Source organism: Sphingomonas sp. BL2 (assembly GCF_056680015.1).
This window is the reverse complement of the sequence record NZ_CM155261.1, coordinates 3,501,588-3,528,555: the sequence shown is the minus strand read 5'-3', so window position 1 is coordinate 3,528,555 and position 26,968 is coordinate 3,501,588. Positions and strand designations below refer to the sequence as shown.

19 protein-coding genes are annotated in these 26,968 nt (G+C 63.4%); 9 read left to right on the top strand and 10 right to left on the bottom strand.

Features of this window, described 5'->3' with window-relative positions:
* Positions 1 to 283 precede the first annotated feature (283 nt).
* The 4 genes from AC1ME3_RS16220 to AC1ME3_RS16205 form a co-directional block, all read right to left on the bottom strand.
* Positions 284 to 1,708 carry an esterase-like activity of phytase family protein gene (locus tag AC1ME3_RS16220; protein ID WP_480953993.1) on the bottom strand — a complete coding sequence of 475 codons (1,425 nt, stop codon included), beginning with the start codon at positions 1,706 to 1,708 and terminating at the stop codon, positions 284 to 286.
* Between the two features lie 25 nt (positions 1,709 to 1,733).
* Positions 1,734 to 4,115, bottom strand: coding sequence for a TonB-dependent receptor (locus tag AC1ME3_RS16215; protein WP_480953992.1), 2,382 nt, complete (start codon positions 4,113 to 4,115; stop codon positions 1,734 to 1,736).
* Between the two features lie 464 nt (positions 4,116 to 4,579).
* Positions 4,580 to 5,911 carry a sensor histidine kinase gene (locus AC1ME3_RS16210; RefSeq protein WP_480953991.1) on the bottom strand — a complete coding sequence of 444 codons (1,332 nt, stop codon included), beginning with the start codon at positions 5,909 to 5,911 and terminating at the stop codon, positions 4,580 to 4,582.
* Between the two features lie 20 nt (positions 5,912 to 5,931).
* Complete coding sequence (locus tag AC1ME3_RS16205) at positions 5,932 to 6,654, bottom strand: response regulator (protein ID WP_480953990.1); 723 nt, start codon at positions 6,652 to 6,654, stop codon at positions 5,932 to 5,934.
* Positions 6,655 to 6,773: 119 nt separating this feature from the next.
* Here AC1ME3_RS16205 and AC1ME3_RS16200 point away from each other — a divergent pair, with 119 nt between their 5' ends.
* Positions 6,774 to 9,209 (top strand): TonB-dependent receptor, encoded by a 2,436-nt coding sequence (locus AC1ME3_RS16200; protein WP_480953989.1) that lies wholly within the window; start codon positions 6,774 to 6,776, stop codon positions 9,207 to 9,209.
* A gap of 114 nt (positions 9,210 to 9,323) precedes the next feature.
* Here the strand turns inward: AC1ME3_RS16200 and AC1ME3_RS16195 are convergent, their stop codons facing one another.
* Both AC1ME3_RS16195 and AC1ME3_RS16190 read right to left on the bottom strand, forming a co-directional pair.
* A complete protein-coding gene (locus AC1ME3_RS16195) occupies positions 9,324 to 10,358 on the bottom strand; it encodes a LacI family DNA-binding transcriptional regulator (RefSeq protein ID WP_480953988.1) in 1,035 nt (344 codons plus the stop codon).
* Positions 10,359 to 10,362: 4 nt separating this feature from the next.
* A complete protein-coding gene (locus AC1ME3_RS16190) occupies positions 10,363 to 11,604 on the bottom strand; it encodes an MFS transporter (RefSeq protein WP_480953987.1) in 1,242 nt (413 codons plus the stop codon).
* Positions 11,605 to 11,737: 133 nt separating this feature from the next.
* Here AC1ME3_RS16190 and AC1ME3_RS16185 point away from each other — a divergent pair, with 133 nt between their 5' ends.
* The 5 genes from AC1ME3_RS16185 (at position 11,738) to AC1ME3_RS16165 (ending at position 20,747) form a co-directional block, all read left to right on the top strand.
* Positions 11,738 to 14,059: a beta-glucosidase family protein gene (locus tag AC1ME3_RS16185; protein ID WP_480953986.1), complete on the top strand. Its 2,322-nt coding sequence runs from the start codon at positions 11,738 to 11,740 to the stop codon at positions 14,057 to 14,059.
* Positions 14,060 to 14,197: 138 nt separating this feature from the next.
* Positions 14,198 to 17,470 (top strand): TonB-dependent receptor, encoded by a 3,273-nt coding sequence (locus AC1ME3_RS16180; protein WP_480953985.1) that lies wholly within the window; start codon positions 14,198 to 14,200, stop codon positions 17,468 to 17,470.
* Between the two features lie 55 nt (positions 17,471 to 17,525).
* Positions 17,526 to 18,230 (top strand): SapC family protein, encoded by a 705-nt coding sequence (locus AC1ME3_RS16175; RefSeq protein WP_480953984.1) that lies wholly within the window; start codon positions 17,526 to 17,528, stop codon positions 18,228 to 18,230.
* Positions 18,223 to 19,257, top strand: a complete 1,035-nt coding sequence (locus AC1ME3_RS16170; RefSeq protein ID WP_480953983.1) for a cupin-like domain-containing protein — start codon at positions 18,223 to 18,225, stop codon at positions 19,255 to 19,257. Before AC1ME3_RS16175 ends, AC1ME3_RS16170 begins: the two co-directional genes overlap by 8 nt.
* Positions 19,254 to 20,747 carry a tryptophan halogenase family protein gene (locus AC1ME3_RS16165; protein WP_480953982.1) on the top strand — a complete coding sequence of 498 codons (1,494 nt, stop codon included), beginning with the start codon at positions 19,254 to 19,256 and terminating at the stop codon, positions 20,745 to 20,747. The genes AC1ME3_RS16170 and AC1ME3_RS16165 overlap by 4 nt, the downstream gene beginning before the upstream one ends.
* 345 nt (positions 20,748 to 21,092) lie before the next feature.
* Here AC1ME3_RS16165 and AC1ME3_RS16160 read toward each other — a convergent pair whose 3' ends face one another.
* From AC1ME3_RS16160 to AC1ME3_RS16150, 3 genes are all read right to left on the bottom strand, one after another.
* Entirely contained in the window at positions 21,093 to 22,337 is a 1,245-nt protein-coding gene (locus tag AC1ME3_RS16160) for a DUF2254 domain-containing protein (RefSeq protein ID WP_480953981.1), read from the bottom strand.
* Between the two features lie 34 nt (positions 22,338 to 22,371).
* Entirely contained in the window at positions 22,372 to 22,527 is a 156-nt protein-coding gene (locus AC1ME3_RS16155) for a hypothetical protein (protein ID WP_480953980.1), read from the bottom strand.
* Between the two features lie 175 nt (positions 22,528 to 22,702).
* Positions 22,703 to 23,506, bottom strand: a complete 804-nt coding sequence (locus AC1ME3_RS16150) for an AraC family transcriptional regulator (protein WP_480953979.1) — start codon at positions 23,504 to 23,506, stop codon at positions 22,703 to 22,705.
* A 146-nt stretch (positions 23,507 to 23,652) separates the two neighbouring features.
* On the opposite strand from AC1ME3_RS16150, the gene AC1ME3_RS16145 reads away from it, so the two are divergent.
* Both AC1ME3_RS16145 and AC1ME3_RS16140 read left to right on the top strand, forming a co-directional pair.
* Complete coding sequence (locus tag AC1ME3_RS16145; protein ID WP_480953978.1) at positions 23,653 to 24,345, top strand: O-methyltransferase; 693 nt, start codon at positions 23,653 to 23,655, stop codon at positions 24,343 to 24,345.
* Entirely contained in the window at positions 24,345 to 25,082 is a 738-nt protein-coding gene (locus AC1ME3_RS16140) for a siderophore-interacting protein (protein WP_480953977.1), read from the top strand. Before AC1ME3_RS16145 ends, AC1ME3_RS16140 begins: the two co-directional genes overlap by 1 nt.
* 211 nt (positions 25,083 to 25,293) lie before the next feature.
* On the opposite strand, the gene AC1ME3_RS16135 is transcribed toward AC1ME3_RS16140, so the two are convergent.
* Positions 25,294 to 26,028 carry an SDR family oxidoreductase gene (locus tag AC1ME3_RS16135; RefSeq protein ID WP_480953976.1) on the bottom strand — a complete coding sequence of 245 codons (735 nt, stop codon included), beginning with the start codon at positions 26,026 to 26,028 and terminating at the stop codon, positions 25,294 to 25,296.
* Between the two features lie 149 nt (positions 26,029 to 26,177).
* On the opposite strand from AC1ME3_RS16135, the gene AC1ME3_RS16130 reads away from it, so the two are divergent.
* Entirely contained in the window at positions 26,178 to 26,489 is a 312-nt protein-coding gene (locus tag AC1ME3_RS16130; protein WP_480953975.1) for an ArsR/SmtB family transcription factor, read from the top strand.
* Positions 26,490 to 26,968: the final 479 nt, after the last annotated feature.

Genomic DNA, 26,968 nt, shown 5'->3' with positions numbered 1-26,968 from the left:
CGTTGCGGGGCGTGACAATGGCTCCTGGTCCCGCTCCCATGGGACTCCGGGATTTGTCTGAAATCGCGGACCTTTCAGCCGGAGAACCGCGTGCCGAGGACATCGAGATGATCAGCCCCGTGAGACAATGTCGTGATGACTTTCGTCAGCTGTCAAAGCGGAGAATCGCGTGAGTCGTTGCGCCGATAGAGAAAATCGTCGGAGTCGGAACATGCGCCATCAAAACCCGCTACAGTCGCGCTAATCGATGTTCCTGGCACGGCCGCCGAGCGCCGCTCCGTGGTCACATTATAGTTGGCAGCGCCACGCGGTAGACTAGTATTCGGTTATCATTGTCGAGCTTGGAATCGCAGGATAGGCCTGACATCTTGCAATGCTGTGCAATGAAGTCGTTGTCGTTGCCGACAAGCAGGAAATAGTCGTGCGGATGGTCCTGTTCCAGCACGGGCACGAGGTCCATCGCCTCCCATTTTTCAGACAGGTCCGCGACGGTCAGTCCGACGCGTGCCAACTGGACCGGGTTGAGCATGTTGATGAACTCCACCCGATCGGCCGGGACGATACCGGTTTTCAACATCGTGCCGGCCGGGCTCCGCAACACCGACGCTGTGCCGGTCTCGTATGGCGTACCTGCAAGATTGGTCGCGCCGGTGGTGTCGACGAGTAGAATGCTTTTGTAGACGATGGGCGTCGTCTTTTCCGCGCCGCGACCGGCAGCATCGCGTGCGAGCATCAGGAACCTATGATCGTCGAGCGCGAAGATCTCGCTTTGCGCCGCGGTGCGATTGGGCGAGCTGCCATCACCGTGGTCGGAATAGGCGGGCAATTGCACCACGTGATGCGCGATCGGGTGCGCCGGCGTAGGCGTGCGGCTGAGGTCATACACAAGGACCCGCGTGTTGATCCGGCCGGCAGCGTTGCCGTTGGCGCTGTCTTGGATCAGCGCGCTTTGCAACGCCACGAACAGCGTGCGACCATCGGGCGACAGTGACATGCCTTCCGGCCCCTGGTTGTTGCGCCGACCGGTGTCGGGTGCTTCCAACGATCCGAAATAGCTTCGTCCGGCGCGTTGTGGCGCGATCGCGGTGGGGGGACGGATCACGCCGCGCAAGCTACCTTGTCGGTCGAAATAATAGACATTCGCGGTGTATTCGTCGCCGATGTAGAAGCCGCCGTCGCGCGTGAATTGCAGCGACTCCGCGTCGAACGACACCTTGCCGGCGCCTGCGCCATTGGCCGGTGCGGGAAGAACGATGCCGCGCTCGATAAGTGTGCCCGGCCCCGGATCGGCGCCGGTGAAGGGTTGGCCGCGAAAGTCCCGCAGTTCCAGGCCGCCATCGGGTATGAGATCGAGCGTGCCGCTGGCCGGCGTGAAGCGGACGCGGAAGCGGTTCAGCCGTGCGGGATAATCGAAGAAGAGCTTGGCGGCGGGATCGTTCCGACCCCGATCTGGCAAGGTCCAGAGCACGCCTTCATAGTGATCGCCGACCCGCTTCCAGCTATCGCGCGCGATCTTCAGCGAGGAGAAGGAACCGAGCGTATCGCCGAGAAAATCGACCGTTTCCGCCGACAGCATTCCAGCCCCGACCAAGCCCTGGTTGACATAGGTCCGGCCGTGGAGCGAGACGCTGCGTGCGCCGGCGGTCCGATTGAGATGGGGTCGGGTGATGGCCTCCTCGCCGCCAGTGAAGGCGGTGAGGAGACCCATCAGGATCAGCAGGGCAGGCAGGCCTCTAGAACGCAACGCCGAGGGTTCCGAAGACCTGCCGTGGTGCCGACGAGTGGAATACCAGGATCGATCCCGTGGGGTCGCTCGGCGCGAATACGCTGCTGTCGAAATTGGAGGCATAGCGCTTGTCCGTCAGGTTGGTCACGTTGAACGACAGCTTCGTGTTCTTCAACGGGCCGAAGTCGTCGAAGCTGTAGCTGAGACCGAGATCGACCGTAGCATACCCGCCGAACCCCTGATCGTTGGTATAGGTATAATAACGTTTGCCCGTATACTTACCCAGCACCGACGCGGAGAAGCCGCCCTGCGTCAGCGTGAGCATGCTCGAGAATAGCTGCTTCGGGGTATCTACTTGCTGCTTGCCTTCGGTGGCATAGAGCACGCAGGTGGTGGTGCAGAAGTTCAGATCCTGATCATAGGTCGTCTTGTTCAGTGACGCCGCATTATACCACGTAATCCACGGTGCGGGCTTCAGCAGCACGCCCAGCTCGACTCCGCGCGCGGTGACGCTGCCGGCATTGTGGAAGGAGTTGCCGCAGCCCGGGTTCTGCTGCTGGTTCGTCGGGCACGGATTGTACTGCAGCAAGCGGTCGTCGAACTTCACCCAATAGCCGGTCAGTGAGACTTGCAGCATCCGGCTGACATACCGATAGCCGCCCTCGACGCTGCGCGACGTTTCCGGCTTCAGCGTCGATCCCTGCACGTTCCAGATGGCCTGCGTCACCGATTGCGGCCCAAGCTTGAAGCCGCCCTGGTACATCGCGATGTTCTCGGCATAGCTCGCGAACAGTTCGTGCCCGTGCGCGACTTCCCAGCGCACGCCTGCCTCTGGAAGGAAGTAATCCTTCGCCACCAGCGTCCCCGTTGCGAACTGTGTGGATGCGGGCGGCGCGGCCTTGGCGACCCCAGGCACAGCGCGCGCGTCGGAGCGCGAATAGGTGCCCTTGAACCCAAAATCGAAACTCAGCGCATCGTCGAGCAGCGAGACCGTATCCTGCAGATAGAATTGCCGCGTCGTCCAGTCGGTCTCCTGGACCCATTGCGCCGTCGCCGGCTGGCCACCGAGGAACTGTCCCAGGTCGAACGGCCCCTTCACATCGTTGCGGATATAGCGCGCCGCGCTGCTGGTGTTGCCCTCCGTCCAGACGCCCGCTTCGAAATGGTTGAAGCCGATCCGCCAGCTCAGGCTGCCGAGGATGCCGTCGCGGTCGATGGTGTAGCGCGTGTCGCGGATCTGCACCGGCAGGTCGTCCGCGATGGTTGCCGTGCCCTGCGTCGAAAGCCCTGATATGAAGTTGTTGCCGGCACCCTTGTCGGTGTGGCGATAGCCCTGGACACGCGCGCTCAGGCCCTTGGCGATCTCGATGTCCGCCGCAAGATAGAAGAGTTCGTCGTTCCGCAGGATCTGGCCATTGGTGTAGGTGACGTCGCCGCTCTTCTCCGGCAGCACCGAGGGCGCACACTTGATCGGCGTCGTCGTCACGGCACAGGCGTTGCGGCTGAGATAGGTCTGCCAGTCGGGTGCGTAACCGCCGAGATCCCAGCCGCGGCGTCCCAGCGTCTCCTTGGACAGATAGGCATCGTCGGCCTGGTTGGTGCGCGAGATGTCCGCAAAGGCGGTAAGGCGGAAGCCGTCGGTCTTGTACATGATCTTGGCGTTGATCTGCTTGCTGGTCGATCGGGTATACGCATCTTGATCGACGAACAGGTCCTGCCGGGCATATTGGCCCGAGACATAGGCCGACAGGCCTTCATACTCGCCGGTGTCAAGGCGAACGAAGGTGCGCAGGGCCTTCTCGCTGCCGACGGTCTGGCTGATCTTGAGACCGAGATCCTTGCTCGGGTTGCTGCTGGTATACATCACCGCGCCGCCGAGGTTGCTGGTCGAGGCGATACCGAGACCGGCGATCCCCGTTGCGAGATCGGCACGACCCAAATTCTCCGAAATCAACGCGCGGCTTATCGTGAGCCCGTTGTAGTTGTTATAGGCGCCGTCGCCGAGCGGCATCCCGTCGAGCGTGTAGCCGAGATGCGTCGTGCTGAAACCGCGAACCTGCAGCGACATCGACTGTTCGTTGAGGCCCAGGGCATCGATCGACTGCGCGCTGACACCGGGCAGCATGTTCAGCGCCTTTTGAATGCTGGTGCCGGGCGGCAGCGCGTCGAGGTTCGCTGGCAACAATGTCGATACCGAGCGGGTCTCTCCAGCGCCGACCACGACAATGTCGGCTGCGGTGTCGGCATCTGCGGTAGTCTCGGCAGTCTGGAACTGGGGGACGGCGGACTGGGCATGCGCGCCGGGTGCGAAAGCAATCAGTGCAGCGGACGCCATCAGAACGGCGTAGCCGTGACCGTTCCGCAGTCCGCGGCGCGAAAAATATGTCATCGTGATTCCCTGTCGCAGCAGCCGAACAGCCGCCCCCGTCTTCGCGGCTAGACGTGGAGTGGGTCATTTCGGTTACGAAACGGCGTCTTCTAGGTGACACCTCGGGTCGTCGTCTCAAGCTCACGATGGTGCCGCCGAGCAATTGAAATCGAGTTCTACAGCGGCCCAATCTCGTCCCCGCAACCAACTTCCTGCGACAAGCGCCACCCGTACGGGCGACGTCGGGGTTTTTCGCCCAAACGCGACGAGGGCGGCACCTCGCCGCGTAGGCCCGGATCGTCTGGTCGTCGAGCGACGTACGGAGCGCGATGACCTTGGGTTCGGAGACGCTCCATTCAACTCGGAGGAGCGCCGCTCTCCCAATTAAGGGAGTCGGCGCAGGTGATTGACGATCCATCGCTTGGCGGGCGATCGTCGCCATCATTCGGGTCCTCGATCGAGAAGCTTGCTTCTTCAAGGCGGAGCTATGCGGTGGGCAAATCGAGAACGGCCAGAGTACCGCCCCCCGGGGCGTCATTCAGCGTAAATTGACCTTGGTGGCGCGCAGCGAAGTCGCGGACGATGCTCAGGCCCAGGCCCGCGCCTCCCGTATTGCGATTGCGCGAGGCTTCGCCCCGCTCGAAGGGGCGGAGCAACCGCTCCCGATCGGCGGCCGGGATACCCGGACCTGAATCGGAGATGCTGATACGCACCGAGGTCGCGACGCGCTCGACGGATACTGTGCCGCCACCTGCATACTCCACCGCATTCTGAAGCAGATTCTCGATGGCGCGGTGAAAGGCGGGGGCAGGGGCCAAAACCTGCGCGTCGTCGCCGTCCAACAGAAACAGCGCAGACCCGTGTCCACTCATCTCATGGACGATCTCGGCCATGAGAAGTCGTACATCAATGAGGTCGGTCGGCATTGCGGCGTCTCTCGCGAAAGTCAGCACCTCACCGATCATCGCCTGCATGCGTTCGACATCGGCGACCATGCGGCTGCGCTGAGGTTCGGGCGCAGCCTCGATGCGCAACCGGAGCCCGGTCAGCGGCGTCCGCAGGTCGTGCGCGATCGCCGTCAGCATGCGAGCACGTTCCCCTGCCTCGCTCGCAAGCCGGTTACGCATCGCATCGATCGCGGCGGCCGCCTCCCGAAGTTCCCTCGGCCCTTCTTGCCGGAGGGCCTGGCCACGTTCGCCAAGAGCGCCGGCGAGCACGCGAAAAGGCTGGGTTAGACGGCGTGCGAAGATCCAGGCCAGCGGCAAGAGCATCAGCAGCGTAAGACCAAGCGAAATCAGAATGTTGCGCTGCCAAACGCCGAGCAAAGGTCGTTGGGGTGCAGCGGTCAGCCATTGGCCATCGTCCTGCCTGACGCTGAGCGCGAAGGCAGGGCGGGCGAGTTCGATCAACCTCTTTTTAGAGCCGGAACCGGTGTCGGAGCTAACCTTCTCGAAAAGATTTGGTCCCCGCTGTTCGAAGACGATTGCCTCGCCAGCGAATAACGCCGGGCCCGGGTGTTTTCCCTTGAAGGTATCTGCGGCGGATGCGTCTACGTCTTCCGACCAGGTAACTCTAACGGACGCCGGCACGCTGTGTAGTTCCGAGGCGATGAGTGCCTCCAGGCTGGGGATACGCATGCCCGTTGGGGGACCGGCCATGACACTGCGGTCAAACCCCGGCACGGGATCGCGCAGCGCCGTGATCGCGTCGGCTGCACTCATGCGAACTGCTGGTGGTGACGGCGACAGGATGACGATCGTCGCGGTTGTGGCGACGCTGAGCATGGCGACGGCCACGCCGAAGCCGCCGATCAACATCAGGGCGCTCGGCGCACGTCTCATGCCGGGCGAACCGTCGGGATGAAGCGATAGCCGACACCGCGTACCGTCTCGAACAGCGGGGCGGGGTCGGCCTCGGCAAGTTTCCGGCGTAGTCGGCTGATCGCAATGTCGATCGCCCGATCATAGGCTGCCGCGTCCATCCCCCGCGCCAGGTCGAGCAGCGCGTCGCGCGTCAGGATCCGTCCAGGTCGACGGACAAAGGCCGCAAGCAGTGCGTGCTCACCCTCGCTGAGTGGGATCAGGCGTCCGGCCGGATCGCGCAAACGACGCTCTTCGACGTTCAGCCGCCACCCGGCGAACGTCACTTCGCCGCTCGCTTGACCGTTGTTCGACCTGTCTGCCGCGGGTCGGCGCAGCAGCGCGCGAATCCGCGCCAACAGTTCGCGCGGCTCGAACGGCTTGGTCAGATAGTCCCAGGCGCCGACTTCCAGCCCGACGATTCGATCGGTGACATCGTCCAGCGCACTCAGCATCAGGATGGGAATGCCGGCCGGGGCAAGCCGGCGGCAGAGCGACACACCGTCTTCGCCGGGCATCATCACGTCGAGCACGATCAAATCGGCCGGCGTGTGTGCCAGCTCGCGCTCGCAGGCTGCCGCATCGCTGGCAGTGCGGACAGCGAAGCCGTGGCTGCCGAGAAACTCCGCGATCGCATCACGGATGCTGACGTCGTCGTCAACGACGAGGATTGTGCTGCCGACGATGACTCGCTGTTCCATGGCCAGGGCTTACCAACCTTATGTAGCATTTGCGTATCGCCGATCGCTACCATCCGGCCATCAGGACGTTACCGGACTCCGCTTGAAGATGCCCGAGACATTGGTTTCGGGAATGCAACATGACGATGAAGGCGGAATGGATCGCAGGGCTGTTGGCGGCAACGTGCGGCACTGCGCTAGAGGCACGGCAAGTGACGGCGCCAACCGGGCCGCGACCGGTGTCGATACCGCGCGCTGAAGGAGCCACCGTGCGTGCCGACGTCCGCTCTCCAGCGGGCAAGCCTCCCCGCCGTACCGAAGGCGCGTCGTCGGCGAAGGCAGACGGGGACGACATCGTCGTGGCGGGCAGGCGGCCGCGTGGATCGGTGGTCGGCGACATCCGGCCTGAACGGACGTTCTCGCCAAACGACATACGGGCGGTCGGCGCGGACAACATCGAAGATCTCTTGGGCGCCGTCGGGCCACAGGTCGCTAGCGCGCGCGGGCAGGGCGATGGAGCGCCCGTGACTCTGTTGAACGGTCGGCGTGTCTCGAGCTTCTCCGAAATCGCGCGTATCCCGACCGAGGCCATCGAGCGCATGGAGATCCTGCCCGAAGAGGTGGCACTCAAATATGGCTACCGCGCGGACCAGAAGGTCGTGAACGTCGTGACCTTTCAACGCTATCGGTCCGGCATCGGTCAGATCGGCGTCGCCGGACCAACCGACGGAGGAAGGACGACGGGTAATACCGACGCCGATTTCCTGCTGATCCGCAACAACACGCGCTACGGGTTAGGCGCTACCTACGCCCGTTCCACGGACGTGCTGGAGAGCGATCGTGACGTCCGACAAATCGCAGGCGCGCCGACGGCGGGACGCGCCCGGACACTTCTCCCGTCGACCGAGCAGCTTACCCTGAACGGCGTGATCAGCGGGCCGGTGCTAGGCGATGCGACCGGGACGCTGAACGGACGGTTCGAGGAGAACCGAAGCGAGAGCCTGCTGGGCCTTGGCGCGACAGGACCATTGCGGCGCAACAGCGACGGCGATGTCGCCCATCTAGGAGCAACGCTGGGGGGGCGGATCGGCCAGTGGCAATGGACGGCGCTTGGCAATTACGACCGCGCCACCTCCAGGACGTTAACCGACCTGAGCGATCCGACCGCGCCGCGCGACGATGCGCGTTCGATCAGCTCGATTGGCAATACCGACCTCGTGCTGTCGGGCCCGGTCGCTCAGCTACCCGCTGGGCCGCTATCGGCAACCGTGCGGGGCGGCGTTGAGGTTCGCGACCTCGACAGCCGATCGAGCCGTGGCACGTCGTCGCAGCGATCGAACCTTGGGCGCGATACAGCCGGATTTCAACTCAACCTCGACTTGCCACTGCTGGGATCAGTTGATGGAGGCGCGTCGAGGCTCGGCCGGCTTTCCGCCAACGGCAACATCGCGTTGGCAAGCTTGTCCGAGGCCGGACGCCTGCGCACGTTCGGCTATGGCTTGAACTGGGCTCCGGCCAAGACGATCAGCCTTATAGTGTCGGGCTCCAGCGAGCAGGAGGCACCGACACTCGACCAACTGGGCGGGCCCTTGCTCGTCACGCCCAACGTCCGCACCTTCGACCTTGCCCGAGGCGAGGTGGTCGACATCACGCAAGTTTCCGGGGGGAACCCGCGTCTGCGCAACGACGATCGGCACGCGTTCCGGCTCGGGCTCAACATCCGTCCGCTCGCTCGCACCGATCTGACGTTCAATCTCAGCTATGTCGCGACCAGCGTCGATGATTCCATCATCGCATTCCCTATCGTAACGCCGGCGCTCGAAGCGGCGTTTCCCGACCGTTTCGTCCGCGACCAGGAAGGCCGGCTGCGTCAGATCGACACGAGGCCTGTCAACGTCGCCGAGACGCGGCAAAAGCAGTTGCGATGGGGCTTCAACCTTACCAAGCCGCTCGGACCGGTACCAGCGGATATGCAAGACGGCATCATTCGAATACCGGACAGCATGGTTTCGCAGATGAAGCCAGGTCCGGACGGAAGCTTCACCTTCACGCCCGAGCCCGGCAGCGCCTTCGCGCGCAATATAGCCAACGCCGCAAGCCGATTATATGTAAGCGTGTATCATAGCTGGTATTTCGAGGACTCGCTGCGGCTGCGCGGTGGACTGCCCTCGCTCGATCTGCTCGATGGCGGGGCGATCGACTCCCTTGGCGGTCGTCGTCGCCACAAGGTCGACCTCGTGGCCGGGGCCGCGAAGCGCGGTCTGGGGGGACGGCTCTCCGCGACCTGGCGCAGCGGGACCGACATTGGCGGGGCGGACGGCGCAAGCGATCGGCTGCATTTCGGGAGCCTCGCTACCGTCGACTTCAACCTCTTCGTCAATCTTGGGGAGCGCGTTCGAGGCGGTCCAGCATCCGCCTGGTTGAAGGGGACGCGACTAACGCTCGGCGTCACGAACATTTTCAATGCCCGCCCGAACGTGCGCGACCGACTGGGCGAGACACCGTTGAGTTATCAACCCGCCTATCTCGACCCGTCGGGCCGCGCCATGAGCCTGCGGTTGCGGAAGGTGTTCTAGCCTTGGTGCGAACGGGGTTGACCGATACGCCGGCCGAATTCGGCAACGGGGACGCCGCCTCCGATCGGCCGATCCTGCGACGCTGGAGATCACGGTCAGATCGAGCGCATTCGTTTAGCCTGTTTGTACGTCAAGCGGTCCCGAACTTGAACGGCCGATAAAGGTATACGGTACCTGAACTGATCGCGCGGGCCGGTCGCCCGCCTGTTGGTACGAGTGATCGGCCAGGATATCGATGGCAACGCTTGCGAGAACGGCATTGGGTTGGCGAATGGTCGTCAGTTGCGGCCACGCCATGCGAGAAACGGGCGCATCGTCGAAGCCGACGACGGACAGGGCCGCGGGTACGGCAATGTTCCTGCGCGCGGCGCTGACCAGAACCCCTAAAGCCATCTCGTCATTGGCGGCGAACACAGCGCTCGGTCGGTCATCGGTCGACAGAATCGCGTCGCCGGCCGCCATGCCGGATCGGAAGCTGAAATCACCGGACTGAACCCAGGCATCTCTAATGCCAATCCCTGCGCAGCGCATCGCATCGCTAAATCCCGCCAGTCTTTTGCCGGCCGCATCGTGTGAAACTATCCCCTGAACGAAGGCAATGTCGCGGTGCCCCAAGGCGATGAGGTGATCGGTCATATCGCGCGCGGCTTGATAGTCGTCGATATGGATCACCGCGGCCGATGAACCCGTTCGTGATGAATTTAGTTTCACGAACGGGATGCCGCGGTCATCGAGCAAGTCGGTGAGATCGGACCAGTCGCAGATCGGAGGGGTGAGTATGACCCCGGCGAGCTGCAAGGCCTGCAACGTTCTCGATACCTCGTCGAGCGCCCCAGGCCCGCCGCGGTCGATCCGTTCGACGACGAGATGATAGCCGTGATGGCGGCAGCGGGCCATCGCACCGACTTGGACCTCTGCGGCGTAGCCCGATGCCGGATCGTCAAAGAACAATGCAATAAGGTAGGATCGCGAACTCGACAGGCTGCGGGCGTGAGCGTTCGGGCGATAGTCCAGTTCCGCGACGACGCGCAGGACATGATCCCGCACCGCTGGCCGAACATGCGCCTCCGCATTCATCACCCGCGAAACGGTCTTGGGTGACACGCCTGCAGCGCGCGCGACATCCTTGATGGTGACCGGCGGCATCATCGTGTTATAGTGTCCATGTTCGATGCCGCCACCACGCGAACGCCGCGATGACGATATAGCAGGCGCCTGGGAGCGTGAATGACAGCGTTAAGCCTACCACGTCCGCGACAACGCCGGTCAGCAACGGGATGATGGCACCGCCGACGACGACCATGCACAACAGCATTGAGGCGTACGTCGCGGTGGAATGATCGTCGGGTAGCGAAAGCGCGAAGATCGTCGGATACATGATAGCGTTGCACAGCCCGACGGCGAGCAGTGCCGCGGCGGCAACCGGCCCTTGCAAGCCCATCGCCAGCGCCACGAGCGCGGCGGCGGCGATCGCGCAGCCGAACAGCATCGTCGGCGCACCATAGCGGGTGAGGTAGCGGGCGCCTACCAGTCGGCCGACCAGCGCACCGGTCCAGTACAGACCTACGAGTTGCCCCGCCGCGACCGGCGAGACGTCCAGAATGTCGGGCATCGCCAGATATTCTACGAGCAGCGTCCCGATCGTGACCTCGGCACCGACATAGGCGAACATCGCGCCGCCACCCGCCAGCAAGCGCCGGTTCGACAGCACGCCGACGATGCCGGAGAGCGGCACGCGACGCGGCGTCGAGGACGCGCGCAGCAGGTCGCGTCGGCAGATGAAGGCTGCAGCCAGCGCAAGCGCGACCAGCCCCACTGCTAGGAACGGCAGAACGACTCGTAAGTGGTCTGCCAGGTCGCCGGATCGTTGCCGGCCAGTCCCCAGCAGCAGCGTGGACCCTGCCAGCGACGCGAGCACGGTACCGAGCGAGTTGAAGCCTTGCAGCAAGGTCAGTCGCGAGACGGCGCGGCGTGCCGGTTCGACCACCGGAACGACTATGTTGGCGGCGATCTGCAGGAAGGTGACGCCCCCAGCTACCGCGAGAAGCGCGAGTAGAACCGTTATGTATCCAAGCGACCCAAGCGATGCAGCCAGCAGGCCGCAACCGAGCGCAATGACGACCAGCCCCGCCGCGATGCTTCGCATGTAGCCGAACTTCACCACCAGCACGGTGATCGGCACAGCGAAGAGGAGATAGCTCGAATGGAACGCGAACTGCACCAGCAGCGAGCGGGTGTGGTTGAGTCCTTCGATCATCCGCAACCGGGGCACCAGCAATCCGACCAGCGAGTTGAGGAATCCGCCAAGAAAATAGACGCCGACACAAAGCTGGAACAGCAGTGTCGCGCGCTGTTCGCCGGTAGCGGGCGCAAGGGGTATGCTGCTTGTGTTCACCCCTCATCCTAGCAAGGCGGGGCTGCTGCGCAATCTATGACGACGGCATCGTGCTTCGCATTGACATCGATGTCGGAGTTGGCGATCACGCTGCCAAGCCGCTCGGAAAATGCGGCATGGGAGGATATTTACGATGAGCACGGGATTTCCGCGCATCGCCTGCGCGCTGCTGAGCGTCGCGCCGATGGCGCTGTCGGCGCAGACTCTGCCGGGTACGCCGCCTTCACAGACGTCGGCGTCGAAGGCGACTAGCGGAACGGGCGCACGCACGTCCGAGATCTGGCGCGATACGACGAGAACCGCAGCGGATCGGGCGGACGCTCTTGTAAAAGCGATGACCAAGGCCGAAAAGCTGCGCTACGTTCACGGCATATTTCCGCCGATGGCAAAGCCGGTAACGTCCGACATGATACCGTCTGCCGGTTACGTGCCCGGTGTCCCACGTCTGGGCATACCGACGTTGCGCGAAAGCGATGCGTCGCTGGGCGTTGCCAACCAGGTCGAGCAGCGCAAGGGCGATGTGGCCACTGCGCTTCCCGCAAGCCTTGCCACTGCCGCGAGTTTCGATCCCGCGATCGCTTATGCCGGGGGCGCGATGATCGGCAGCGAAGCGCGGGCGAAGACCTTCAACGTATTGCTTGCGGGCGGCGTGAACCTGACGCGTGATGCCTGGAACGGGCGGAACTTCGAGTATCTCGGCGAAGATCCGCTGCTGACAGGCGTCATGGGCGCGGCGTCGATCCGGGGCGTCCAGTCGAACCATATCGTTTCGACGATCAAGCATTTCGTCCTGAACAGCCAAGAGACCGGACGAGCCGTTCTCGACGCGCGGATCGATCCGGCGGCATTACGGGAAAGCGACCTGCTGGCGTTCGAGATCGCGATTGCGGATGGGAAGCCGGGTTCGGTGATGTGCGCGTATAATCGCATCGACGGTGACTATGCTTGCGAGAACAAGTTCCTGTTGACCGACGTCCTGCGCAGGGACTGGAAATATCCCGGGTTCGTCATGTCCGACTGGGGTGCCGTACACTCTACTGAGAAGGCAGCCAACGCAGGGCTCGATCAGGAGTCAGGTCAGGAATTGGATGCCAAGGTCTACTTCGGCACGCTGCTCGCGGACGCCGTCGCTGCCGGGCGCGTCTCGTCGGCACGGCTCGACGACATGGTACGCCGGATCCTGACCGGGGTCATCGCCAGCGGTCTTTACGACAATCCCACGCCTAAATCCGCACAGCCGATCGACTATGTTGCGCACGCCGACATCGCGCAGCGTACCGCCGAGGCCGGAATTGTTCTGCTCAGGAATGAGAATGGGCTTTTGCCGCTTGCCAAGACGGTGCGGTCGATCGTGGTCATCGGCGGGCATGCCGACGTCGGCGTGCTGTCCGGGGGCGGTTCGTCCCAGGTTCGCTCCGTCGGCGGCGTACCGATCGAAATTCCACTCAAGACTGGCGCGGCGGCGTCGTTCGCCCGGGTCACCTATCATTCGTCATCCCCGCTGCGCGCGATCAAGGCACTGGCGCCGAACGCGCAGGTGACGTTCGTCGACGGCACCGAACCGGTCGCTGCCGGCAAGGCGGCCCGTGCCGCCGACCTCGCCATCGTGTTTGCAACGCATTGGCAGACCGAAGCGCAAGACGCGCCATCGCTTTCGCTCCCCGATGATCAGGATGCGGTGATCGACGCGGTCGCCGCCGCCAACAGACGCACCATCGTCGTGCTGGAGACCGGCGGACCTGTACTGATGCCGTGGGCCACGCGGGTGCCGGCGATCGTCGAAGCCTGGTATCCGGGCCAGCGCGGCGGTGAAGCGATCGCGCGCGTGTTGTTCGGCGAGGTCGATGCATCGGGCCGTCTGCCGATCAGCTTCCCCCGGACGATCGAGCAACTTCCTCGTCCTCGGCCGGTCACATCGCCGACTGGCGCGACCAGCAACGATGCCTCCGCCAATGCCGGCGCCGGAGATGCCAGCCTGCTTCCGGCCTATCCCGTCACCTATCAGGAGGGGGCGAACGTCGGCTACCGATGGTATGCTGCACGCAAGGACACACCGCTGTTCCCGTTCGGCTTCGGACTGAGCTATGCCAGCACGAAGATCAGCAACCCGCGGTTTTCGGGCGGGACCAATGCCAGCGTGACGTTCACCGTCACCAATCAGACTGCACGTACGGGCACCGCCGTACCTCAACTATACGCAACGTCGCCGGGCGGCGGAGCGCCTCGGTTGGTTGGCTGGTCACGTCAGACGCTGGCGGCTGGCGAAACCAGAACCGTGACGATCACTGCCGATCCCCGCGCGTTGGCGCAGTGGGAGACCGCGGGTTGGCGCGTCAAGGGCGGTACCTATGCACTGAAAATCGCAACGGACGCGCAGACCACGGTCGCGGCAGGCACGGTCAGGCTGACTGACCGACGTCTGAAGTCGGCCCGTGCTGCTTTTGACACACCTTGAAACAAATCGGCGCATGATGGACATCGATGTCACGCGCTGATTGACATCGATGTCGGACGGCAGCACGGTTGAGCGACGCGGGGCTACACCGCCAGGATCATATACCGGTAGGGACATGCCGGTAAGGGGAGGATGAATATGAGGGGATCTATTCCGTCGGCGTTCGCGCGGACGACATCGGTATTCGCGTTGGTGGCGGGGCTGACAATACCCGCCTTGGCGAATGCGCAGGCCGCGCCAGTTCCCACACCGTCGGAACAGGCCCAACAAGGAACCCCGCAGGCCGATACGTCGCCAGGCGCTCCGCAGGTCGAGACCGGCGCGACCGCGACCAACGCGATGCCCGACCAGGCCCCAAGCGACGAGATCGTCGTAACTGGCGTTCGTGCCTCGCTCGAACGATCGATCGCGATCAAGCGCGATTCGTTCGGCGTGGTCGATGCGATCAGCGCGGAAGACATCGGCAAGTTCGCCAACACCAATCTCGCTGAATCGCTGCAGCGCATTACCGGCGTGTCGATCGATCGCCGCAACGGCGAAGGCTCTACCGTCACGGTTCGCGGCTTCGGCGCGCAGTACAATCTCGTTACGCTCAACGGCCGTCAGCTCGCGACATCGAACATCGTCGCAGTGGGCGGCGATCAGGGCGGTGACGGTGCCGGTGGCTTCGGTCGTTCGTTCGACTTCTCCAACCTCGCTTCCGAAGGCGTAAAGACGTTGGAGGTCTACAAGACCGGCCGGGCGGCGATCCCCTCGGGTGGCATCGGCGCGGCTGTGAACGTCGTCAGCCGTCGTCCGCTCGACTCCAAGGACACGGGTCTGCTGGGCTCGCTCGGCGTCAAGGGTAGCTATGACAATAGCTCGTCAGACTGTTTCGACTGCGGCGCGCGCGTAACGCCCGAAGTGTCGGGTACCGCCAGCTGGAGCGATCCCAACCAGCGCTTTGGCGTGTCGTTGTTCGGTAGCTACCAAAAGCGCAACTTCAGCTTTTCGAGCGTCGCCCCCGACAACTGGAACATCCGGTCGCTGACCGATTTCCTCAATCCCGGCAACGGCTTCGTCAACGGCCAGACGGTGATCAACAACCGTCCAAGCAACGGCAATGTCCTGGTCTCCGTACCGAACGACTCGCGCTATCACTTTTCCGAGGCGAGCCGCGAGCGCATCAACGGGTCGGGCGTCATTCAATTCCGTCCGACCGATACGCTGACCTTCACTGCAGACGGTCTCTACGCCCAGCTGCGCCAGTCCGAACGTCGCTCGACCCAGTCCAACTGGTTCAACCGCCCGTTCGGCGTGGTCACGTTCGACGACGCCAGCAACGGCATCGCGACGACGAGCTTCCTGTCCGAAACGATCAACGGCGTGAAGGATGAAGCCTTCGAGCAGGCTTATCGTGCGCAGAAGAACAAGCTTTACGATTTCGGCGGCAACATCGAATGGAAGCCTACCGAGCGCTTCTCACTGGCGATCGACGGCCACATCGGTCGGGCCGACAGTTCGCCTGACAATCCCAATGGTCAGACTTCGACAACCGTCGCCTTCAACGCACCGGTCGTCGCCGCGCATTCCCTTACGCTGGGCAAGGATGGCTTCCCGCAACAGACGATCGCGATTAACGATGGTTCGGCCAGCACGACTCCCAACGGCCAGTCCTTCATCAAGGGCAACGGCAACGGCGTGATCGATCTCGGTGATCTGTCGAGCGCCGTGCAGCGTCAGTTCGCGTCCAACCAGACGCAGCGGGTGAAGGAACTGCGCGCCGACGCGGGATGGGCATTGAACGATCAGCTCCGCCTCGACGCTGGTGCTGACTACCGCACCACGAATACGCGTCAGACGCAGTACAACACGCGTCAGGTCCTGGGTGACTGGGGCAATTCGCTGCCGCCCGACATCGCGCGTCTCGCGCCCGGTCAGGTCTTCCAGTTCTGCAACGTGTGCAAGTTCGAGCACAACGATGGGAATCCGGACGCCAACACCCTGGTGGCATTCCGCACGCAGGACGCGACGAAGCTCTACAACACGCTACACGACTATTATCTCGGCGTGACGAACGACGGCGTGAACCACGCGGACAACATCGACGCGAACGATGACAACCGCGTCCGCGAGAACATCTGGTCGGGCTACGCCCAGGCATCCTGGAACGGCAAACTGTTCGACCACAACGCGCAGCTGGTTGCCGGCGTTCGGTATGAGAACACCAAGGTGCGGGCGGTTTCGCTCCAGCCGGTGCCGACCGCCGTCGTCTGGACTGCCGACAATGACTTCTTCGTGGCGAACACCGCGGATCGGCAGACGCTGTCGTCGCGTGGCGGTTACAGCAACTGGCTGCCGTCGGTGGATGCCAAGTTCGAGGTCGTCGATAACCTCTTCGCCCGCGCATCGTACAGCAAGACGATCTCGCGTGCTGGTTACGGCGATCTGTTCGCCTCGACCAACGTCGCCGGTCCAGGCCGCCCGACGGCGATCGGTGGCATTGCCACCGGCACTGCGCACAATACCGATCTCGATCCGCTGTCGTCGGACAACATCGACGTCTCGCTCGAATGGTATCCGCGCAAGGACGTGTTTTTGTCGGCGGGTTTCTTCAACAAGAAGGTCCATAACTTCATCGGTCAGACCGTGGTCAACCGCAACCTGTTCGGTTTGCGCGATCCGACTTCGGGCACCGCCGGGACGCGCTCGGGCACCGCTCGCCAGCAGCTCGCCGGTACGTTCAACGCCGACATCACCGACGTGAACCTGTTCACCTACACGGCACTGTTGCAGCAGAATGCGGGCAATGTCGCGACGACGAACGCCCAGTTCGCGGCCAACTACAACACGCAGAGCCGCGCGTTGAACCAGGGGTTCGTCGATCAGATACTCGGCCAGTACGATATCACCGCCAATGGCCAGGATCCGCTGTTCAACTTCGCGGTGAATACGCCGATCAACAACCAGGATGCTCACATCTACGGCGTCGAACTCGCCGGGCAGTATTTCCTCGGGGATACGGGCTTCGGCCTGGCAGCCAGCTACACGCTGGTCCGCGGGAACATCGGCATCGACATCGCGGCCGATCCGAGCGTCAACACGTTCGCGCTGGTCGGTCTTTCGGATACCGCCAACGCCACGCTGATCTACGACAAGAGCGGAATCTCGGCGCGCCTGTCGTACAACTGGCGCGATAAGTTCCTCAGCGGCATCAACCGCGGCGGTGATCGCAATCCGGTGTTCACCGCGCCCTACGGCCAGCTCGACCTTTCGGTGAATTTCGACCTGACCCCGCGGTTTTCGCTCGGGTTCGAAGCCATCAACATCACCGAGGAGGGCGTGCGCTCCTATGGCCGCGACAAGAGCAACATCTGGTATCTTGCGGAAGGGTCTGCGCGGTATCTGGTCGGAGCGCGATACCGCTTCTGACCAAGCGGCAAGAAGGCCGCTGACGACAGCGGCCTTCTTCGTCTAGGATCATCTCATGGCGTCCCCGATACTTCTCAACAATGTCGACCACCGCGACCTGCGTGTCGCGGTCGGTCATCACGCACGCTACGGCGATGCGATCAACCAGACGCGCGTCTTCCCGGCCGAGTTCGAGGAACTGCAGCGCGACTATGCGATCCTGCTGCGGCGCGACGAGCACGGCGTTCTTTTCGCCACGGTTCTGCTGGGGCTCGATCCGGACGAAAACCTGTTTCTCGACGGCGAGCGATGGGACGCGCGGTACGTGCCGGCGGCACGGGCGCGCGGTCCCTTCTCGATCGGTGTGGATGCCAATGGCGAGCCGATGATCCACGTCGACCCGGACCATCCGCGCATCGTCGACAAAGGCGAGCCGGTGTTCCGTGACCTCGGTGGTAACGCGCCGTTGCTCGATCACGTCTCTGCGATGCTGCAACGGATTTATGTCGGTCTGGAGACCGAAAAGGCGATGTTCGAGGCATTTGAGGCGGCAGGCCTGCTCGAACCCGCGACGCTGCAACTCGATCTCGCCGATGGGCGGCGGTACGATATTCCTGACCGGCTTACCATTGATGCGGAGCGGCTCGCAGCGCTCGATGGCGATACCCTAGCACGGCTCCACCGCGACGACTTCTTGCGTCCGGCGTTGTGGATCGCCTCGTCGCTCGGTAACCTTCGGCACCTGATCGATCGGAAGCTGCGGAACGAGTTTCATGGCTGAGGCCTTGCGCGTATCGCGAAAGGTGCGCGAGATCGATCACTCCGGTGTCCTCGATCTGGAGGCGTTGATAGCAATCGACGAGCCGGTAATCCTGCGCGGGCTCGCCGCCGACTGGCCGTTGGTCCAGGCCGGACGCAGCTCGCCGCAAGAGGCTGCCGCATATCTGCGCCGGTTCGACGCAGGCCGTCCTGTCACCGGCTATGTCGGCGATCCCGCGATCAGGGGACGCTTCCATTATGACGAGACCGCCACCGCGATGAACTTCACCGCCAAGCGGATCGCGCTGGGCGAATTCCTCGATTCCGTGCTCGGTCATCTCGGCGACGCCGACGCACCCGCTTATTATATCGGCTCCACCGATCTCGACACCTATCTCCCTGGCTTTCGCGCCGAGAACGATCTGGTGCCGCACGGCGACGTGTTCGATCGCCATCCGCCGCTCGCCAGCATCTGGATCGGCAACCGCACGGTCGCGTCCGCGCACCACGACATGTCGAACAACGCGGCGGTCTGCGCGGTCGGGCGGCGACGCTTCACGCTGTTCCCACCGGACCAGGTCGCCAACCTCTATCCCGGTCCGCTCTCGCCGACTCCCGGAGGGCAGGTGGTGAGCATGGTGGATTTCGCCGCGCCCGATCGCGATGCCTTTCCACGCTTCGCCGCCGCTGTCGGCGCCGGATCGGTGGCCGACCTGGAGGCTGGCGACGTCCTCGTCTACCCGGCCTTGTGGTGGCACCATGTCGAGGCGCTCGACGACTTCAACGTGCTCGTGAACTATTGGTGGAATGCGGCACCCGCCTTCATGGATACGCCGATGGACACGATGCTGCATGCGCTGCTGAGCCTACGCGACCGGCCCGCGCAGGAGAAGCGCGCGTGGCGCGCGATGTTCGATCATTACGTGTTCGGCGATGCGGAGGCAGTCGCGGCGCATCTGCCGCCACCCGCACGCGGACCGCTCGCGCCGCTGGACGAGACCGGCGCACGTCAGTTGCGCGCCTATCTGTTGCACCGGCTCAACCGATGACCGATACGTCTGAACCTCCACGGACCCGCGTCGTCGTCGCGGGTGGTGGCACCGCGGGCTGGATCGCCGCTGCGGCGATTGTCCGGCAACTGGGGTCGCTCGTCGATGTGACGCTGGTCGAATCGGACGAGATCGGCACCGTCGGCGTGGGTGAGTCCACCATTCCGACCGCGCGCGGTTTCCACGCCTTTCTCGGCATCGACGAAGCTTCGTTCATGCGTGCCACCCAGGCGACGTTCAAGCTCGGCATCGCATTCGAGAACTGGCGCCAGGTCGGCGACCGCTATTTCCATCCGTTCGGCAGCGTCGGCAGGTCGGTGGCGATCGCCGACTTCCAGCATTTCTGGCTGGAGGCACGCGCACGCGGGTTCGGTGGCGCGTACGGCGACTATTCGCTCGAACAGCAGGCAGCCGGCGCCGGCCTGTTCGGTCACGACGAGCAGCATTCTCTGGCCTACGCCTATCACCTCGACGCGACCGCCTATGCGCGCTTCCTGCGCACGCTCGCCGAACCCTGGGGCGTCCGCCGCGTCGAGGGACGCATCGAGCAAGTCGAACGCGACGGCGAGGGGGGCGATATCACAGCGCTCGTCATGGCATCGGGCGAGCGGATCGCGGGCGACCTGTTCATCGATTGCACCGGCTTCCGCGCGATCCTGACCGAAGCAACGCTCGGGACCGGCTTTGAGGACTGGTCGGAATGGCTCTCGACCGACCGGGCGCTTGCCGTGCAGACCGAGACGGTCGCCCCGCCCGTGCCGTACACGCGTGCAATCGCGCACGGTGCCGGCTGGCGCTGGCAAATTCCGCTTCAGACGCGGACCGGCAACGGTCTCGTCTATTCCAGCGCGCACATGAGTGACGACGAGGCGCACGCCACGTTGATCGGTGCTCTGGATGGCCGCCCGCTGTTCGAGCCGCGACCGCTGCGTTTCCGCTCCGGGATGCGACGCCAGGCCTGGAACCGAAACTGTATTGCGCTGGGTCTGGCGGCGGGATTCATCGAGCCCCTCGAGTCGACCAGCATCCATCTGATCATGAATGCGGTGATCCGCCTGATCCAGCTGTTCCCATTCCGCGGCGACGATCACGTCGCCCTCGCGGCGCGCTTCAACGCGCAGTCCCGGCACGAGTGGGAGCATGTGCGCGACTTCATCATCCTCCATTACCACGTCACCCAACGTGACGATTCTCCGTTCTGGCGCGACTGCGCTCGTATGACGATTCCTGATAGCCTCGCTGAGCGGATCGCGCTCTTCACGAACACCGCAGGCGCCTGGCAGGGACAGGACGACCTTTTCAGGATAGATTCCTGGGTTTCGGTTATGTTGGGACAAGGCGTCGTGCCGCGCGCGCATCATCGTATCGCAAGCATTATCAAAGCGCAGGAGCTGCAAACCTCCTTCGAAGACCTGTCCAGAGGAATAGCGGGCACGGTCCGGACGCTCCCGCGACATCATGATTTCCTCGCGCAATATTGCCCTGCTTAAGGCGGCGTGTAATTCGGCACTCTGCGTCATGATCGACGTCTTCTGGTCGGACGACAGCACTTCTCGTTCTGCCCCCACTTGTCGGGTTTTCGGTTGGGTTCCTGATGCTGCACGCAGTGCCACAGGCGAAAGAGCGTCGTGTCGGTTGCGGTGCCTCACTACCGCCGCGTACCTCGTGCCACCGCGCCAATCCTCGTTGCGGCCGCAATACTGGTGAGAATCGCGGGCGGCCTGCTGCTGCGGTGGGACCCCTCTGGCGTGTGGTCGCTATTTGCCGGTATCGCCGCTGCTGGTGGCGCCGTTTTTCAACGGGTTTGTGCGGCAAACTGGAGCCATGCCCCAGCCTCAAGCACGCCAAAGCTTTCTGTAGGCCGTGTCGAATACCCTCAGGTCGTCAGGATCCGGCATCGTCGATGCCACCCGCCTTGCGTGGCGGTGCGCCCAGCTTTCGATCGCAGCCTGGGAATGAGGCAGGTTCGCGTGCAGCGCCGCCAGCGTTGCGGTCAGCCGCAGCGATACTTCGATCTCCTGAAGGCCTTCGCGCAGGATCGGACCGAACGCGTCGGCCAGCATATCGTCCATCGTCGGTCTGCCGATATGCACCGGATAGGTCTTGACCTTGTCATCGCGGCGCGATGCGCCCGGCCGTAGCGTCAGGAACACGCGAAGCAAGGCGTTGAGGACCTCGATCCCCGTGCCCGGATCGTTGGTTGCAGGGGCCAGCGCACGGCTCGCGATCTCGGACAATGCGATCAGGCCCAGCCGCGGGTCCTGGTCGAACGAGCGATGTCGCTCAATCGTGAAGGTCTTGACCAGTGTCGACCGGACGGCGTCGTTTGCCTCCCCCTCGACCTGCAGGAGCGTACGCGCGGGGTGCATCATCGCGCCGGGCAAGATAGCGACATACACCGTCAGGCTGTGACGGTCGGCGATGGTGCCGAGCGCGGCAACGTCGATATGCGTGATGTAGCCGGTCTGCGGCGCGCTAAGCGCCACGGCATCGGCGGGGATGGCGACGGGAGCCCGCCCACCGAGATACGGATGCGCGGCAAAATCCTGCATCGCCTTGGTCGCGGCCTCCTCGACACGGTCGATCACGTCGGCCATCCGTCCGAAAGCCGTGATATGGCCGATCCACCGCAGCAACGTGCCGACCACCAGCAGGATGATCAGCACCGTTGCCGCGAATAGGATGATCCGGCCGTCATGGCCGTAGGCGCTGGTGTTCAGCCCGACGATACCCACCATCGAAAAGACGAAGGCGCCGAGGAAGGTCGACAGCGCGTTCTGCGAAGTCGGATCGCTCACCATAAGCTGCGTCGCCCGCGGTGTCGCGAGCTGCGTCGCCGAGGAATAGGCGCTGACCATCGCAGTCAGGGAAAAGGTCGTGACCGCCAGCATGCTGGAGGCCATGATCTGAAGGATCGTGCCCACCGATCGCTGCCCGATATCCGCATCGAACGTGTAGGGCAGATATGGCGTGACGAGCCCGGCGACGATCGCCAGTGCGACGCTGAGCAGGCTGATGATCGCCGCGCGGAACCAGATTTGCCGGATGATCCGCTTCAGGATCCATGACCATTGCCTCATGCAGCGTCCCTCAAGCAGTCGTTGTCCACGATCACTATGACGACAACAGCGTGGCAATCCAGCGGCTGCGATCGATCTGGCCGCAAACCATCACGATCGCGGCGAGCATCGGCAACGGCACCTGCCACCAGCCGAACTGGATTAACGCGAGCCACGTCTCGCCGAAACTACGATCGTCGACAGCATCCACCGACGCAGAAGCCGCGATAGGATGCATCGGTCACGGTCAGGTCCACATTGCCCCGGCATGCCGTGCGCGATCGAGACGGAGTTCTGCGCAATCGTCCTCAAGGTCGACCACCTAAACGCTATGTAGGCGATCGGACGTTTCAGATCTCGCTGTCTCCCGGAGCGTGGTTCAATCGTCAGCCCGAGTAGCGTTCCGCCATGTATCGCCCGGGCGAGGTGCCAAGCGCTTTACGGAACATCGTCACGAAGCTGGGGACGCTTTCATATCCTAGGTCGCTCGTCACCTGCTGGATCGAGGCGCCGCCGGCCAGCCACTTCACCGCGAGCACTACCCCGAGTTGTTGGCGCCATCGACCAAAGCTCATTCCCGTCTCCCGCTTGATTAGCCGCAGCAGCGTGCGCTCGCTCAAACCGGCGCGTCGGGCCCAGATTGCTAACGTCCCTCGGTTCGCCGGGAACGCCATTAACTCGTCGACGATGCGACGTAGCCGCGGATCGGTCGGCATAGGCAGATGCAGATCTTCAACCTGCGCTGCGGCGAGTTCATCGAGCAGCACCGCCACCAGCCGCGTGTTCGCGCTGCCTTCCTCATAGTAATATGGGAGATGCGCGGCGCGTGTCAGCAGTTCGCGCAGCAAAGGAGTCACCGACACCGCACAGCAGGTCTTTGGCAAATGCGTGTCCACCGCGGCATCGACGAACGCGTTATACCCTTCGAGCGCACCGGTCGCCTTGATGGCATGCACCGCACCGCCGGGAATCCAGATGGCACTGCGCGGGGGTACGACCCACAACCCGCCCTCTACCTCACAACTCAGCGCGCCGCGCTGGACCAGCAGCAACTGACCCTTGGCGTGACTATGAGGTTCCAGTTCGAACCCCCCGACATCGGACATCTGGGCGCCGAAGGCGACGATTGGGCGCGGCACGATATCCGGATCGACCCATTCGAAATCCTGCAACGCGTTCAGGATCGGCATGGGCAGCAGTCCCAAAAAGGGGAGGTGGTGGCGAAATCGAATAACATTATGTCCGTCCTTCGTAACGACGCCAAGGCCGCGCCCGGCTATCTGATTGCTATCGCCCCGTCGAGCCATCCCGGCTTCGGGCATCCGCAGGGATCGTCATGAACACGCTGAACAGCCCCCGCCTAGCCGACCTTCTGGAAAGGTTGCACCTTGACGCCGAGACGGCGGACCACGACCACGTCGAAGCGATGCAGGCGAAGATCGCGGCACCAGGTGCCTCAATCGAAGCACTGGTGACGAGCCTGCTGGCCGATGAGCGCGCGGACTTTCGCGCGACCTACCGCGAGCGTGCCGACAATTTTCTTGCGGTCTCGTCGGAGTATGGCCGGTTCCTCTACGCGATCGCGCGCGCCTGCAAAGCGACCCGGATCGTCGAGTTCGGGACCTCGATGGGGATCTCGACGATCTACCTTGCCGCGGCGCTGCGCGACAATGGCGGCGGCCATCTGATCGGCAGCGAGATGGAGGTCGGCAAGGTCGCGCGAGCTCGTGCCAATCTGCAGGCGGCGGGTCTCGCTGACCTCGTCGATATCCGCACCGGCGATGCATTGGAGACGCTCAAGGATGTCGGAGGCGCCGTCGACCTGGTGTTGGTGGACGGCGCGTTCTCGCTGTATCTGCCGGTGCTCAAGCTGATCGAGCCGTGGCTGAAGACCGGTGCCGTGATCCTCGGGGAAAATGCGTTCGAGCCGGGATATCAGGCGTATGTCCGCGATCCTGCCAACGGTTACATGTCGCTGGCCTTGCCGGACGAAGGTCGCGGCAACGAATTTTCGGTAAAGCTGTCGTAATGGATGCGCTGGCGATATCGACCGCAAAAGGGCCAGGCCGGCTAAGCAGGGCGGTGTCGCGATTGTGGATGAAGCCCGCGACCGTTGCCGCCAATGAACGATTGGCGGATCGCTTCCATCTGATCACTCTGGAGGGCGATGCGCTCACGAACGTGACGTGGCGACCGGGACAGAAGGTACAGATCGCCATGGGCTCGGCGTTCGTAACCCGGACTTATACACCGATCGGTTGGAACGTGTCAGCCGGGCGGATGAGCATTCTGGGATATTCCCATGGCGCCGGACCGGGGAGCGCTTGGGTCCGCACGGTGGTGCCGGGTGACCCATGCGACGTCTTTGGTCCCCGCGCGTCGCTGGACATCGGTGGACTGCCTGGGACGCTCGTCATCGTTGGCGACGAGACCTCGATCGGCCTTGCTTATGCGGCGATCCATCAGGATCCAACGCGGCTAGTCACGTCCTGTCTCGAGATCGAAGACGTTGTCGGCGCTCGGCAAGTGGTGGCCAACCTGGATATCCATAGCGCCACGCTGATCGCACGGCGCACCGATGGCGCGCATATCGCGGCGCTGGAAGCATCTCTCTCTAACGCAGTTGCGATCGAAGCTTCCTTCGTGCTCACTGGAAAGGCCGCGACGATCCAAACGCTTCGACGGAGCCTGCGACAGAGGTCGGTTCCGACGACGCGGCTTATTACCAAGGCCTATTGGGCCCCCGGTAAGACCGGCTTAGACTAAGCTTAGCGCGCAATAGGAGCGAAACCTCTTGCGTCGTTCGAAGCCACCCAGTCGTTCGCGAGATATCCGATGGCCGCGAAAGTCGAAGCTGGACGAGCGGCTGGTTCCAGTGGGGGCCGAGAGCTCCCTGACGACCACTTCGGGTCTGCGCCTCGATGCACTGTCGTGCAAGCAGCCCCTCCAATCTAGCGGAGGGGCCAATCGCTAGCTTTTACGCAGCCGCGCCCCCGTCAATATTGAGTGTGGTCCCCGTGATGTAACTGGCATCTGGCCCGGCAAGGAACGCGACCGCGCCCGCAATCTCCTCGACCTTGCCGTAGCGGCCGAGCGGAATGAAACCGACCATCTGCTGCGCGAACTCCCCGTCAGCTGGGTTCATGTCGGTGTCGATCGGGCCCGGCTGTACCGTGTTGACAAGGATATTGCGGGACGCGAGGTCTTTGGCCCAGCCACGCGCCAACGCCGCTACCGCGGCCTTGGTCGCACTGTATACCGCGGTCGCCGGAAAGGCGAGTTCGCCCGAGACGCTGCCTATCAGGATGATCCGCCCGCCATCGTTCAGGTGCGACAGCGCTGCGCGGGTACCGACGTGGAGGCCCTTTACGTTGACGCCGAACTGACGATCGAAGGTCTCATCTGTATCGTCGGCGACGGCGGAGAACTCGGCCACCCCGGCATTGTGGACCAGGATATCAATCGCGCCCAGCGCTGCTGCAGCCTGCTCCACGCCAGCGCGCTGCGACGCTGGGTTGGCCGCGTCGGCCTGGAACGCAAAGGCGGTCCCGCCAGCGCGCTCGATTGCCGCCACTGTGGCGTCTGCGGCAGCCTTGTTACCGGCATAGGTGATCGCGACGGCCGCACCGTCGGCCGCTAGCCGCTTGGCGATTGCCGCGCCGATGCCGCGCGATCCACCGGTGACGAGCGCCGTCTTGCCCTGAAGTGACATGTCAATTCTCCGAAATGTGGCCCGCGATCACGCCGTCGTGCGCTGTCGGCAAAACAGAAGATAAGTCGACGATTCCACAGTTCAACATATCCGAACTATTAAATCCGTGCCGCTTTGCTTCCAGTCGGGTGCGCTCTTATATGAGGCTGATGCCCCGTTTCACGCATCCCAGGCTAGAGGACGTTCCACTCGATCTCGCGCTGCACGCGCTGGCCGATCCTAATCGATTGGCTATGGTGGCGCGACTGGCCGCGACCGAGCGGTTAAGCTGCACCGACGCCGCACCGTGCGAGTCGATCCCCAAAAGCACGCTGTCCAATCACCTGAAGCTGCTTCGCGCCGCGGGGTTGATCGAGACGACCCAAGCTGGACGCGAGATGATCAACACGCTGCGACGCGTGGATTTTGACCGGCGCTTTCCCGGCCTTCTCGATGTGGTGCTCGCGAACAGGGTTGCCTGAGCCACGCGGCACCGTACTTCGATCCGTCAGGCCGCTCCGCCTGGCTCGATCTGCGCAAGCTGTTCGCAGACGTGCGGCTCGCGGATTGCTGCAAATGGTGAGTGTTTGACGCGGCTCTAGGTTGCCGGATCGGTTCCTCCGACATTAGGGGACTGCATATTGCGGCGACGGTCCTCCCGATTGTTGGTTCTTGATCCAGACGATCACGATTTGCTGTTTCGCTTTGAGCACAAGAAGGGCGCTCTCATGGGGCAAACCTTCTAGGCGACGCGCGGAGGCGGTCTTGCCGAAGAAGAGGGCTTTGACGAGGCGGCTATCCGTGAGCGGTGTCGAACGTCAACTCGACCAAGATGGAGCATACTGTGATGGCCGTCCATCGTTGGTGGAGCCAAGCCGAACTTGAGATAACCAACGAACAGGTCTGGCCAGAAAATTTCGGCCACACGCTCGCTGAAACTAGGGAATGGACCGCGTCCCCG